At 55.4% G+C, this 12,778-nt stretch carries 7 protein-coding genes and 1 pseudogene; 3 read left to right on the forward strand and 5 right to left on the reverse strand.

Annotated elements, in window-relative coordinates; all coding sequences use genetic code 11:
• Positions 1–324: 324 nt before the first annotated feature.
• The 4 genes from AC5I5B_RS05920 to AC5I5B_RS05935 all read right to left on the reverse strand — a co-directional run bounded on the left by AC5I5B_RS05920 (position 325) and on the right by AC5I5B_RS05935 (position 7,283).
• Complete coding sequence (locus AC5I5B_RS05920) at positions 325–1,176, reverse strand: MipA/OmpV family protein (RefSeq protein ID WP_495752483.1); 852 nt, start codon at positions 1,174–1,176, stop codon at positions 325–327.
• 843 nt (positions 1,177–2,019) lie between these two features.
• Positions 2,020–2,877, reverse strand: a complete 858-nt coding sequence (locus tag AC5I5B_RS05925) for a DUF3313 domain-containing protein (RefSeq protein ID WP_495752484.1) — start codon at positions 2,875–2,877, stop codon at positions 2,020–2,022.
• Between the two features lie 80 nt (positions 2,878–2,957).
• A complete protein-coding gene (locus tag AC5I5B_RS05930; protein WP_495752485.1) occupies positions 2,958–6,104 on the reverse strand; it encodes a multidrug efflux RND transporter permease subunit in 3,147 nt (1,048 codons plus the stop codon).
• A gap of 6 nt (positions 6,105–6,110) precedes the next feature.
• Complete coding sequence (locus AC5I5B_RS05935) at positions 6,111–7,283, reverse strand: efflux RND transporter periplasmic adaptor subunit (protein ID WP_495752486.1); 1,173 nt, start codon at positions 7,281–7,283, stop codon at positions 6,111–6,113.
• A 553-nt stretch (positions 7,284–7,836) separates the two neighbouring features.
• On the opposite strand from AC5I5B_RS05935, the pseudogene AC5I5B_RS05940 reads away from it, so the two are divergent.
• A pseudogene (locus AC5I5B_RS05940) lies at positions 7,837–9,470 on the forward strand (phosphoethanolamine transferase).
• Between the two features lie 749 nt (positions 9,471–10,219).
• On the opposite strand, the gene AC5I5B_RS05945 reads toward AC5I5B_RS05940, so the two are convergent.
• Positions 10,220–10,411 carry a hypothetical protein gene (locus tag AC5I5B_RS05945; protein ID WP_495752487.1) on the reverse strand — a complete coding sequence of 64 codons (192 nt, stop codon included), beginning with the start codon at positions 10,409–10,411 and terminating at the stop codon, positions 10,220–10,222.
• Positions 10,412–10,591: 180 nt separating this feature from the next.
• Here AC5I5B_RS05945 and AC5I5B_RS05950 point away from each other — a divergent pair, with 180 nt between their 5' ends.
• A complete protein-coding gene (locus tag AC5I5B_RS05950; RefSeq protein WP_495752488.1) occupies positions 10,592–11,266 on the forward strand; it encodes a response regulator in 675 nt (224 codons plus the stop codon).
• 47 nt (positions 11,267–11,313) lie between these two features.
• Positions 11,314–12,597, forward strand: a complete 1,284-nt coding sequence (locus tag AC5I5B_RS05955) for a sensor histidine kinase (protein ID WP_495752489.1) — start codon at positions 11,314–11,316, stop codon at positions 12,595–12,597.
• Positions 12,598–12,778: the final 181 nt, after the last annotated feature.

Consider the following 12,778-nt stretch of genomic DNA (forward strand, 5'->3'; position numbering starts at 1 on the left):
ACTGGCTGTCTAGGACGGGTCAAATGAAAGTTTTTTCGGGACATTCGATTGATTCGTGAGTTCGAAAATGCAGTTTTACCGACGTTTATTCAACGTTTCCCTCTCGTAAGCTGCGGTTCACGCTGGCTGATGCAGATTAGTTTCCTCTCCAGACGTGGCGAATGGGGTAAGAGCCGCCACGTCCAGAGAGGTACGACGACATCATGTCGCCGGTCCGTTAAGCGATTACATCGCGCCTCACAAAATCGCTTCCGTTGCTCCCCAATAGGGAGACTCAGCATTTGTAAAAGAAGGGCTTGGAACACCAAACCCGTCTCATAAAAATCAGAATTTGTAGGAAACGCCGAGTACAGCGTAGGGCTGAACTTCCTGCTCTACAATCGGGCTATCCTTGGCGTCACCGACAAGGAATTTGGCGCCGAGAACATGGGTAAGAGACCACTTTTCCGTGAACTGATAGTTTCCAGCGGCCGAGATGTCGATCGACTTGAAACCTGAGCCGGCATCGTATTGCGCGAGGCCCGAACGGGCAGCTTGCGGTGATGACACCCCGAAATAGCCTTGCATATAGTCGCTATCGGCCCACTGGGCGGATGCCTGAAGCTTAGCGCCCCACTTTTCCGTGAGAAGGAAACCGTAAGCCGCTCCGACCGTCACGGTGTTGCCTTCAGTGCCCTCGAAATAATGTTTGAACTCTGCGTTCACTTCGAATGCACCAAATGACTGTGATGCGAACACGGCGGCTGTGGCGCCGCCGTCAATATCACCCAAGCCCCTCAGGCGGTCACCGTCATCTTCATCGCGACCGAAGTCGTAGTTACCAGCCGCACCGAGCTTGAAGCCACCGTAAGTGAAGAGGTTCGCCCCGATTCCTTTTTCAGTCGAGATAAACAGCTCATCGGCGAAAACCCAGCCGGTCTTCCATCGCAAATCAATCAGCGGTATCGGCGAGACCTTGAACTTGTCGCTACCTTCGTATTCCGGAGCAACAAGCGCCCCGACGCCGATGCTCGCAGCCCAGGATCTGGCATTGTCGAGGGCAGCCTCTTCTGGTGCCGCCGGTGGTGTCTCATAGGCCATGTCTGCTGCATGCGCTGCGCCGATGGCTCCCGAGAGGATAGCTCCCGTTAAAACCGCCCCCTTGAAGCGTTGAGTAAAGCGTCCGTTCTGTTTCATATCCCGTCTTTCATGAATTGGTCGACTTCCCCGGGTAGCCCAAGGTCATACGACTAAGATGGTTCCCATTCCCATGCCGAACGAATATTCCCCTCAACGGCAATTGCAGATCCCCAGACAGCCGGGCGATCGCTGGAGGACAATCGACCTTGTGTCAGACGGGAACCTGCCTGCGAGTTGTAGATTTGCGATGCAAACTTCACATGCCCAACAAAGTTTGTCGGAGTGTTTTGCCGCCCCGCCGAGATTGCTCGAGACACCCTCAAATCAGCGTTAGAGCATCTGAATTGCAGGAACATTACGCGTCACTCGCGCTCTGTAACTTTGCTGTCTATCACTCCTGTTCACCCACCCGTTGAGGCACGATTTGAAACGCTTCGCACGAGTTACCGCGAGTCCGCACCTTGCAAATTTTGCTTCAAGGTGTTCGATCTGGTGGTTTCGGCTCGGGAGAAGAAGGGCTAGAAGCGAGAGTGCGATTAGACTGCGTAGCATCCACTAGCTAGCACTGCTCCAGCAGTGCGCGAACGCGACGGCCCGTGATTGCAAAGAATCGGATTGCCCGGTCGGTAAGATGCCGGGATTTCCGCCACCGGAGAGTAATCCGAAACAGGCAACCTGTTTACAAATTCTGCGGGCTCTCGATGCGCGTGACCAGAATCCGCTTAGGCCTTGGTCTTTGTGTCACGGTTCCCGTCCGGCACGCGATATGCTCGGGTAGGTGTTCACGAGTTTGTCCCTTGCGCACAGAATGACAGACTAATCGGAACTCTGATAGCGCCACTGGTTTTACCCCATGAAGGAGCCACACGCGTAAGTCTGGCTCCAGGCAGTTCCATCTGGTCAAAGTGCCATAGTGCCTCCTTGTTGATTTTCCTGTCCGCCCTTGTCCGTCCATCCCGGTGGCAGACCGATCTGGTCGCCGAGAACCCCTGTTAATCCGCGAGCACGGCCAAAGGCTTCGCAAGCCTCAAACTTGGGGGCGCCTCCAAGGCTCGATTTAATATCCTGCCCGGTGGGCATGGCCATCCCCTTGTATGGGTCTTGAGCTTTCACCAGCATGCGGCCGAAATCCGAGCCGAACCTGCTGGCGAGCGTATAGGCATCACCGACTGCTGAAACCCTAGGTTTGTTCGTAAGCGCATTGGCGCCGCGCGCCCATACTATCGCTCCTCGCTGCACGCCGTCCGGGCTCTTCGCTTCGGCTTCCACGGCGAGCCCACCCAATCCAAACGGCAAACGTGGGACCGGGACAGGCGACAGCGCGGACGCGCCAAGGGAGGAAACGGTCGCGACGGCAGCAACGCTTTTATTGGTCAATTTGACGTCGACGATAGAGGCGCGAACTTCCAGATCAGCGGGTTGATCCGCTTTTACGACGGTGAACCTGTTGCTCAAGGCCGTGCACAATGCACGATCGATGGCATTGGCGACCAGCGCTTGTTCTGCCGGGTTCTGAACCATCGCGGTTGCTTTTTGAGAAACAGTCGTAGGGACAATTTTGATGGTCTTGGCCTGAACAAGATAGTCGCGGTCGACACGGATTTCCGCGTGTGTCTGTTTCGAATCCGCTTTCGTCATAGCGTCATAAGACGAGAGCCCAAGTCCCTTCTCAAGCGGCATGTTTGCACATCCGCTCACACCGGCCGTGAGAGCCAGCACAATTGGTCGGAAGAAATGTTTGTCAAATCTATCACTCACATCGATATCCTCATCATGCCCGTGTATCGGACGCAAAAAATGAGCGGTCAGCTTTTTTAGCCAACCGCCCGACGGCGTATTTATGTTGTGTGCTTCACATCGCGTTCGATGGTTTCTTGCTGCTCATCTTCCGGTTTCTTTGCGCGAACGAACCTCATCACGAACGCAAAGAAGACCGGTACGAAGAAGACTGCGAGCACTGTTGCCGAGATCATGCCGCCCATGACACCTGTACCAATCGCATGCTGGCTCGCCGACGAGGCACCGCTCGCAATCACCAGAGGCACCACGCCAAGAGTAAAGGCAAGCGACGTCATCAGAATAGGTCGGAAGCGCAGGTGTGCTGCTTCAACAGAAGCATCGAACAGTGATTTTCCTTCCGCTCGCAAATCCTTGGCGAACTCGATGATGAGAATAGCGTTCTTTGCGGAGAGACCGATGATGGTGATTAGGCCGACCTTGAAGAAGACGTCGTTGGGCAGATCTCGCAGCATGACGGCCGCGACCGATCCGATCACACCAAGAGGAATGACCAGCAGAACCGATATCGGGATCCCCCAGCTTTCATACAGGGCAGCCAGGCATAGGAATACCAGCAGAACAGAAAGCCCCAGCAACATGGGCACCTGCGAGCCGGACTGGATTTCCTGAAGGGACTGGCCGCTCCACTCATATCCGATCCCCGTCGGTAGCTCTGCGGCGATCCTCTCGACTTCAGCAATGGCGTCGCCAGACGAATACCCCGGTGCGGATTGACCGCTGAAACGCACGGCAGGGAAGCCATTGTAGCCAACAAGCTGAGTCGGACCTGTCGAAAACTTGTAGGTCGCGAAGGCCGAGAGAGGAACCATACCGCCCTCGGAGTTCCGAACGTTCAGGTTCATGACGTCGAAGACGTCCCCACGCTTGCTTGCCTCTGCCTGAACGGTAACTTGCTGCATGCGCCCGGCATTCGGGAAGTCGTTGACGTACGAAGATCCCAGATTGATGCTGATGGTCTGGTTGATCTCGGCAAACGTCACGCCGAAGGAGTTGGCTTTCTCGCGATCGATGGTGAGGACCGTTTGGGGAGAAGCGACCAGTCCTTCAACCATGACGCCAGCGAGGATGGGGCTCTTGCCCGCCTCTGCAAGGAACTGATCGCGTGCCGCATTCAATGCCGCGATACCCAAGGCACCGCGGTCCTGAAGCCGGAACGACAGGCCGCTGGTGTTGCCGAGACCCGAAATTGCTGGAGGGGAGACCGCAAAGGCGATCGCGTCCTTAATTGTTGTGAACGCGCCGTTGAAACGCATGGCCACCGCCTCTGCCGTGTTCTCAGCACCGCGTTCAGCCCAGTCTTTCAGTGTTACAAAGACGAGTGCTGCGTTTTCGCCCGCACCTGCAAAACTGAACCCGTTTATCGCCACAACACGCTCGGCAGAAGGCGCGGCCATAACGATGTTTTCCATTTGGGCGACAGCTTCGGAGGTGCGGGCGGAGGTCGATTCCGCCGGACCCTGCACCTGCGCCATCAGCGTGCCCTGGTCTTCGTCAGGTAGAAACGCCGAGGGTAACTGGAGAAACAGATAGCCGGTCGCACCCGCGATCAGCAGGTAGACGACCATCACACGGCCGCTGCGGCGAACCAGTGCTCCGACCCAACCGCTATAACGACGGGAAGCACGGTCGAAACCGCGGTTGAACCAGCCGAAGAAGCCCTTTTTGCTATGGCCGCGGCCTTTCGGGATCGGTTTCAGGAACGTCGCGCAGAGTGCGGGTGTCAAAGATAGCGCCAGGAAAGCCGAGAACAGAATGGAGGCGACCATGGTCAGCGCAAACTGCTTGTAGATGACGCCCACGGCTCCGGGGAAAAAAGCCATGGGGATGAAGACCGAGGTCAGGACAAGTGTGATGCCGATCACGGCGCCGCTGATCTGCTTCATTGCCTTGCGCGTCGCCTGCTTGGGCGGAAGACCTTCCTCCATCATGATACGTTCGACGTTTTCGACAACGACGATGGCGTCGTCAACGAGGATACCGATTGCCAGCACCATGCCGAACATCGTCAGCACATTGAGGGAAAAGCCAAGTGCGAGGAGGACTGCGCAGGTCCCAAGCAGTGCAATGGGAACGACGAGTGTGGGGATGAGTGTGTAGCGAATGTTCTGAAGGAAGATGAACATCACAACGAAAACGAGCGCCATCGCCTCAAGAAGAGTATGAATGACCTTCTCGATTGAGAGGTAAACGAACGGAGTCGTGTCATACGGAAGGGAGTATTCAATATCCGACGGGAATGATGGCGCAAGTTCCGCCAGACGTTCCGTGATTGCGGTCGTTGTTGTCAGAGCATTGCCCCCGGGTCCAAGTTCAATCGCGGCGCCAGCGGCCGGCTTGCCATTGATCCGGACCGTTGTACCATAGCCCTCTGCGCCGATCTCGATACGGGCGACATCCTTCAGTCTTACAGTTGACCCATCTGCCTCAGCTCGAAGAACAATGTTTCCGAACTCCTCAGGAGATGTCAGCTGCCCCTTGATGAGCAGCGAACCGGTCGTGCGACGTTCTGAACCTGTCGGCGCTCCACCGATACGGCCGGCCGCAACCTGCGCGTTCTGGGCGCGTATCGCGTCAGTCACGTCGGCGGGTGTCAGTTCAAGGCCAACCAGTTTGTCCGGATCGACCCAGACGCGCATAGCCCGCTCGCTACCGAACAGCTGCACTTTTCCGACGCCGGGGAGGCGACGCAGTTCATTGGCGACGTTGCGGCTCATATAGTCGCCTAGGGAAAGACCGTCGGTGTCACCGCTTTTCGATTGCAAGGCGACCAACAGCAGAATACCGCCGCCAGCGCTGTCGACCTGGATCCCCTGCTGGACGATCGAGGCCGGGAGCCGGGCTTCGACGCGACGGACGCGGTTCTGCACCTCGACGGCCGCCGTCTCCGGAACGGTACCCGGCGCGAACGTCACATTGATGCTGATCGAACCCGATGCATCAGATGTCGACTCGTAATAGAGCATTCCCGGCGCGCCGTTGAGTTCCTCCTCGATAAGCCGCGTCACGCCTTCGTAGGTGTCCTCCGGGGACGCGCCGGGATAGACAGCGGAAATCGAGATTTGAGGCGGCGCGACATTGGGATACTGCGATATTGGCAGCATCGTCAGGGAGAGCAGGCCCGCTAGCATGATGGCGATGGAAAGAACCCAGGCGAAGACCGGGCGGTCGATAAAGAAAGCAGCCATTTTAGATCAGCCCTTCGCTTTGCCGGCGACTTGCGCCAGTGCAGGGTTTGACCACGGCTGAGGGTTGACCTTCATCCCGGGCGCTACCTTCTGGAAACCTTCGACGATGACTTTGTCGCCAGCGTTCAATCCTTCCGTCACGACCCAGCGGCCATCGAGGATCCAGCCGAGAGTGACGTTGCGGATCTCAACTGTTGCGTCGGCTTTGACGATATAGAGCTGTGCTACGCCTGCTGTGTCGCGCTGCACTGCCTGTTCTGGTACGGCGAGGGCTCCTTCAAGCGCCGCCTGCTGTATGCGGCCACGCACATACATACCGGGCAGCAGGTTCTGTTCCGGATTGGGGAATTCGCCGCGCAAGATAACCTGCCCGGTTGCTGCGTTCACCGTTGATTCCGAGAAGAGAAGTTTTCCGTCCTGAGGGTAGGGGAGACCGCCTTCTGAGAGCAGTTTCATCACGGCACTTCCGTGGGCATCGGCCTGCAAACTGCCATCCTTCACCGCGTTCTTAAGAGTGATCAGGCTTTCCGCGGGTTGGGTGAAATCGACATAGACCGGATCGATCCGCTGGATGGTCGCCATGACATCCGATGTCGGACTGACGAGTGTTCCTTCGGTCACGAGCGCGCGGCCAATGCTTCCGGAGATGGGAGCTCGGACTTCCGTGTATTGCAGCTCAAGCTGCGCGGCTCGCAGATCGGCTTGCGCGCGCGATACGTCCGCGTCGCTCTGGGCAAGGCTAGCGACTGCGGATTCGCTCTCCTGGTTACTCGCAACACCCTTCTGGGCAAGCTGAATCTGACGGTCTGCTTTCTGCCGCGCAAGTTTCTGTGCGGCGATCGCCGAGTCGAGGGTGGCTTGCGCCGATTCCACTTTCGTCCGGAATGTCTCCTGATCAATTACATAGAGGAGATCGCCTTCTTTTACGGTCGTTCCCTGTTCGAACGAACGCTTCAGGACAAGTCCTGTGACACGCGGCCGAACCGCCGCGGTCATCATCGGCGACACGCGGCCGGGCAGCTCGCTGACCACGGGCAAGCGCTCGGCCTTCACTTCAACCACCGCCACTGCTGACGGCGGCGTTTCCTGGCTTTCAGATTGTTGTTCCTGGGAACATGCACTCAAGGCCAGCATCGAGACCAGTGCGACAGTTGTTCCGCGTAGTTTCATCAACTGCATATGTATTTCCCTTCGCCTCGTCGGGCGGCGCTGCAATCGCAGCTGTCAAATTCGAGCGCTCAGTGCGACGGGAATAAATGCGTGCCGAACCCCATCCGATGTTCGAGCTGACGTCGGTTGTTTTCACCGTATTTTGTGGCGCTCACTAGTTGCGTATGAACAAGTTTGATGGTGGGAACATTACGTTCGCATAGAAAATCATGCGGAATGACGCAGCCCTCAAGACTGGCGTCTACGCAGTGTCGGATTGTTTCAACCTGCATGAGATGCAGTTCCAAAGAATCGCTTCGCTCGTAATGTTGTGGCAATTGTCAGTTCTTATACAGCCGCCATGAATTCGTTGCAGAAAGCATGACTGGATATGTGCGAAACACACTTCGGTGCTTGCGGGCAGGCGATAAACGCTCACCTGCGGCCCGGCCTCTCGCCGCCACGACCACAAAGATTTTGACGACCGCCAGGGATTGAAACCCGCGCGGCGGCCTCCTCACTGCTTAACATTTGATGCCCCTTGTCGCCCACTAAGTGGAGCAAAGGACAGGAGAATTTTGCCTTGAAGCCCTTCTATAAGCAACGACCATCGGTCGGCAGCTTGACGCTATGTCTCGTTACCTGTGTTTATCTCCTTGCCCTCACAAATAACAGTTTCTGGCCGAAAGCATTCAATGTTTTCGGAGGCTTTACTCTTTCATTCCTGATGTTTGCATCCGCACTCTTTCTGCTGGTGGCTGCAGGAATTGTGTTCTTTTCCGTGAAGTATCTGATCAAGCCGATCCTCATATTTTTGATTATCACTGCAGCCGTTTCATCCTACTACGGTGATTTTTTCGGTGTCGTCATCGACAAGGAGATGTTGCGCAACGCTGTGGTGACAACACCGCAAGAAGCCCGGCATCTCATAACGTTGCAGTTCGTCATTCATGTCCTTGTCTACGGGATCATTCCAAGCGCGTTAATCTGCCTGGTACGGGTGACACACAGGTCTTTCCTCGCAACGATTGGATATAATTGTGCCGTGATTTGTACCGCGCTCCTCGTTGCTGCGGGCTTGATAAGCGCGAACTTCGTTTCACTCGCTTCGAATATTCGCAACAACCGGGATATGATGCCAAAGCTCGTACCGTTCGCCCCGATCACGTCGGCTGTAGGCTTGGGAATGCGCTACTACAACGAACGCGGTCTTGTCAGGGTACCGATTGGAACAGACGCTCATCTGGGATCCGTGGCGGCCAAAGCCTCCTTGCCGGTCGTGACGGTGATCGTTGCCGGTGAAACAGCGCGCGGTATGAATTTTTCGCTCAATGGTTATTTACGCGACACCAACCCCGAGCTGCGCGCACTCGGTGTTGTCAATTATCCCAACACGACGAGTTGCGGAACGGCGACTGCGGTCTCATTGCCATGCATGTTCTCCATCTATCCCCGGACAGAGTATTCAGACCGCAAGGCGCGCTCGACCAACTCCTTGCTGGATGTGCTTAAGCAGGCAGGTATCGACCCCTATTGGTGGGACAACAATACCGGTGACAAGGGTATCGCCGATCTGGTGAGTTTTTCCAGCTTCGCCAATCGCGAGGATCCCCGCTACTGCGCGCAGGGCGAATGCCAGGACGGCGTTTTTCTTGACGATCTTGACGCGAAGCTTTCATCGATCACAAAAAACACCGTGATCGTTCTCCATCAGCTCGGCAGTCATGGCCCTGCCTACTATATGCGCTATCCCGAAGAGTTTAGACGCTTCAAGCCGGACTGCAGAACCTCGCAGTTGTCTGATTGCAGCCGCGATGAAATCGTCAACGCATACGACAATACCATTCTTTATACGGATCACGTGTTGGCAAGCGTTGTCGGTCTACTTCAAAAACACTCGGACCGGATGTTCGGCGCCATGCTATACATGTCTGACCATGGCGAGTCGCTGGGCGAGAAGGGCCTTTATCTCCACGGGGCACCCTATGCCTTCGCCCCTGAAGAGCAGACACTGTGCCCTTCCTGACGTGGCTATCTCCTTCTTATGCGGGCCTGATGGGTTTCGACACAAGCTGCATGCGTCGCAATTCCGGCCAGTCCATGTCTCACGACAACCTGTTTCATACCGTTCTTGGGATGATGGACGTCGTGACGAAAATCTACGATCCGTCACTTGATGCCTTCGCGGCGTGCCGTCGCATGCAGGAGGGAGCTTGACATGGAAAATCTTGGTCGAGAGCCGAAGAAGACGGGTATCCACCACCTCGTAGCTGCCGGGTCCTGCTCTGCTGGTGGCGCAAGAAGGCTGTTAAGCGAGGCTGCCTTCCGTCATGAGGTGTTGTTTTTTGGAATAGTGTTGTGTGCGTTTGTTGCCGTTGCTGGACAGACGGAATCTATCTCGCGATCTGGTGAACAATCGAGGCAGCGCTAGTGGTCGCTGATGGACGGCGAGAATAAAGTTTCAACCAAGTTCGACGCAATTATCCACACGTAACGTTGACAACCTTGCCGGACGACGGATCTGTTTCAATTGTCACCCGGTCTGCCCTGAAGTCTTTCACTACCTCCCAATCCATATCGATCTGACGGACTATTCGGGCGCCTGTGAGCCGGCTGGCCTGCAGGTTTGTGGGTTTCTCTTTTCCCAGCAACTGTCCTGATGAAACAGTGTCACATATGCCTGCTTGCGTTGTTGGAAGCGTCGCGCCACATCCCGACAAAAGCGCGATGAAGCTCGCGGAAAAAACCACTCTGGACCTTGACGAAATCATTGAAAAAACTCTGTAGCTGTCTTGTTGAGCTGGAAGAACTCGGTGCAGCCGGGCTCCTTTGCAGCGGGTTCGTTTTGCGTGATCGTCAGCCGTGGCCCCGAACGAGCCTCATAATGAAATAGAAGGTCAGCAGATAAACCGCTACTGCTAGTGCAACCAGCACGGCCAAAGCCCCCACGACAAAACTGAACACCGTCATCGGGCTATCCTGCGATTTAGGCTGCTGCGAGGTTTATGGCCGCAGCGGCTCGGTGTTTCACCGTCATTCTTCTTAGCTGCGCCTTGGAGTATCTTCTCCTGTGCAACTCTGGAAACATGATCGGCCTGCATTAACTGTTTGATGAGTGTATCCCGGAGGACGTCTGTGATCGAGAGTTCCTGAAACATGGGCTTCTCCTTCGTCATCGGATTGCCAATGTTTGATGGTGGGAACATTACGCGTTTCTGTGAGCTCACCGTTTCTCGAGCCATTTCGTCGAAAAACCTGCAGCGCGTTATCCTTCTTCACGCGGGGCGCAATGTGGCTGCAATGAACTGGGCGTATCCAAGACGCAAAAGGATAGTGATATGCGTTTACTTCTAGTCGAGGACGAGCATGAAATGGCTGCTTTGCTGTCCGGTGTCCTCACCCAGCAGCAATACCTTGTGGATCATGTCACGACGATTGCGATGGCTCGCGAAGCTCAGGGGGGCGGTGTGCACGATGCAATCATTCTGGATCGCAAGCTGCCTGACGGCGATGGGATGACGTTCTTACGCGAAATCCGGGGGGCCGGAGACAGGACTCCCGTGATCGTTTTGACGGCGCATAACATGCCTCCGGAGCGCATTTCCGGACTGGACGATGGGGCAGATGATTATATAGGCAAGCCGTTTCTATCGGAGGAATTGGTGGCAAGGCTTAGGGCCGTAATCCGGCGGTCGGAGGCCCACGAGCGGCAGATAATAAGAGAGGGTAACATCACTCTGGACCTCAATCATCTTGAAGTCACAATCGACAGCAAACCCTTCAACCTGCCGCGCAGAGAGGCTCTGGTATTGAAGCATCTGCTGCGTAAAGCCGGTCGAACCGTCCTGCGAAGGACATTGGAGGAGTCCGTGTACGGATTCGACGACGAAATACAGTCCAATGCCCTCGACAGTCACGTGTCCCGGCTTCGTCGAAAACTCACAGAAGCTGGGGCAACTGTGACGATCCACAGTATCCGCGGGTTGGGTTATCTGCTGAAAGCATCGACATGAGGCTTCGGCGAAACAGCACTTCCCTAAATTGGCGTCTGGTTTCAAGATTGGCGCTGGTCATGGGATTTATGATGGTGCTCGTCAACATCGGTGTTGCGCTCTTTGTTTTTTCAGTCCTCCCACACGTCAAGGGAGCAGACGACGAGATATTGCCAGCGATCATAAAAGGGTCGCTCCTCGGCGCAAACATCACTCTCACCGAAACGCCAGAGCTGCTTGCCACAGTGAAAGAGTTTCCGGCCTTCTGGTTTGTCGCAACGATGGACGGCCACCAGACCACATTTGGAGAGATTCCTGACGAGTACCGGGCACTCCTTCCAGCTCTCAAGAACATTATGTACGCCGACATTCGAGCGGATGAAAACTCCCGCTACACTGCGACGACGACCGACATCGAAACCGGGGCTGGCAAGGTAAGGTTGTTTTACGGTGGGAGATCCGAGGCCGGTTCGCTCGTCCTCAATATGATATGGTACCTAAAGGTAATTTACATCCCCTTCACCGTCGTGCCTCTACTCGTTGTGTTTATCGTGATCCCTATTATTGTCCGGAAAGCATTATCCGGAATAAAAGCAACGACAGCCAAGGCGGCAACAATTGACGCAACAACCCTTGGCGTCCGCCTGCCCAGCGCCGGGGTCGTAGACGAAATCAAGCCTCTTGTAACAGCAATCAATCTTGCACTAACGCGGATTGATGAAGACGTGGCCCGGCGCGCACGGTTTCTTGCTGATGCCGCCCATGAGTTGAAGACACCGATCGCGATCCTTCAGACGCGCCTTGAAGTGTTTTCGCCCGGTGACGACAAGACCCGCCTTTTGCTCGACGTCGCAAGGCTTGGAGCCACTGCGGAGCAACTCCTCGATATCCAGCGTTTCGCCAGTATTCAGTCGTGGGAAGTTGTGGACGTCGTGAGCCTATGCGAGACGGTTGCAGCGGATCTTGCACCTTTGGCGATCGCTGGGGGTTATGAACTTGAATTTGAGACCGAGGTGTCATCCTTTACAATCACCGGCGACTATTCGTCCCTGGAGCGAGCGGTTACAAATTTGGTCAGAAATGCAATCGAGCATTCCGGCGGGCACGGGAGGATTCGTATAGAAGTCTCGAAAAATGGCGTGATAGAGGTGTCTGATGAAGGGCAGGGGATCCCCGTCGAAGAGCGGGAAAAGGTTTTTGAACCGTTCTACCGCGTGAAGCCCAAGCCGACCGGAGCGGGACTAGGGTTGAGTCTGGTTCGGCAGATTGCTAAGACGCATTGTGGTCATGTGACCCTTCTTGATTGTCGTCACGGAACAAGATTTCGCCTGACCCTTGGCTCTGCTCATTGAATTTTTGGTTGGGCGATGTGTCTGCATCGAGGTGATGCCGCTGTCAATATTGACCAAAGTGTCTCTATTTATAATAATAATACCAAAAATAACACTTGATGAATTGATTGATCAATATACCGAACGTTAAAGCCCTCTTCTGCCGCGCGATTATCCAGCTCACTTTCGAACAGAGCTATCA

The organism is Agrobacterium sp. (assembly GCF_059499945.1).

Excerpts from the sequence above, each read along its gene's own strand:
- AC5I5B_RS05920 (WP_495752483.1), bottom strand. The coding sequence starts at position 1,176 with ATGAAACAGAACGGACGCTTTACTCAACGCTTCAAGGGGGCGGTTTTA.
- AC5I5B_RS05930 (WP_495752485.1), bottom strand. The coding sequence starts at position 6,104 with ATGGCTGCTTTCTTTATCGACCGCCCGGTCTTCGCCTGGGTTCTTTCC.
- AC5I5B_RS05935 (WP_495752486.1), bottom strand. The coding sequence starts at position 7,283 with ATGCAGTTGATGAAACTACGCGGAACAACTGTCGCACTGGTCTCGATG.
- AC5I5B_RS05945 (WP_495752487.1), bottom strand. The coding sequence starts at position 10,411 with ATGTTTCAGGAACTCTCGATCACAGACGTCCTCCGGGATACACTCATC.
- AC5I5B_RS05950 (WP_495752488.1), top strand. The coding sequence starts at position 10,592 with ATGCGTTTACTTCTAGTCGAGGACGAGCATGAAATGGCTGCTTTGCTG.